The following is a 673-nucleotide window of genomic DNA, read 5'->3' on the forward strand; positions in this document are numbered from 1 at the left end:
CCCCGGGCGGGCCGCCTCTTATCGGCTGGCGCCGGGCCATGCCCGGCGTCCCCAGCAAATCCGGTAGCGCCGGGCCATGCCCGGCGTCCCCACTTCAAGGAGAGAACCATGCGGAACACACGGATGTTGATGATCGCCAGCCTGCTGCTGGCCCCGGCCGCGCACGCTGCACCGGCCTGCGAGGATGCGGCGGGCGTGGCCCGTGCGTTCTTCGAGGCCACCTCCGGTGACGACGGCCGCGTGCTGGACGCGCCGCCGGCCCTGGTCAGCCCGGCCTTCGCCAAGGCGCTGCGCGAGGAACGTGCCTGCCAGGTACGCGAGGAGGGCATCTGCACGATCGACTCGGACCCCTGGCTGGACGGCCAGGACGGCGAGATCGACAGCGCCGTGCGCTACGGCTGGAAGCCCGCCTCGGCCACGGCCGGCGAGGTCACGCTGAGCTACTCGGTGTGGAAGAGCGCCCACCTCACCCGCCTGCCGATGGTCCGCCACGGCAAGGGCTGCTGGCAGGTGGACGACGTGATCACCAACGGCGGCCAGTCGGTGCGGAAGATCCTCGCCCAGCCCGTGCCCTGAAAGTAGTGCCGGCCGCTGGCCGGCAATGGAATGGGATTGTGTTGCCGGCCAGCGGCCGGCACTACCGTGGGTGCCGGGCCGCGGGGGGGCCGCCGAT

At 72.4% G+C, this 673-nt stretch carries 1 protein-coding gene; it reads left to right on the forward strand.

The features are described 5' to 3' along the window. Positions 1-108 precede the first annotated feature (108 nt). Complete coding sequence (locus IAE41_RS22315; RefSeq protein ID WP_200734606.1) at positions 109-576, forward strand: hypothetical protein; 468 nt, start codon at positions 109-111, stop codon at positions 574-576. The last annotated feature ends 97 nt before the right edge of the window (positions 577-673 follow it).

It is taken from the genome of Stenotrophomonas sp. S39 (assembly GCF_016624665.1).
Classification (GTDB): domain Bacteria; phylum Pseudomonadota; class Gammaproteobacteria; order Xanthomonadales; family Xanthomonadaceae; genus Stenotrophomonas.

What these genes read in the sequence shown, in the direction of transcription:
- IAE41_RS22315 (WP_200734606.1), top strand. Translation starts at nt 109, where the DNA reads ATGCGGAACACACGGATGTTGATGATCGCCAGCCTGCTGCTGGCCCCG.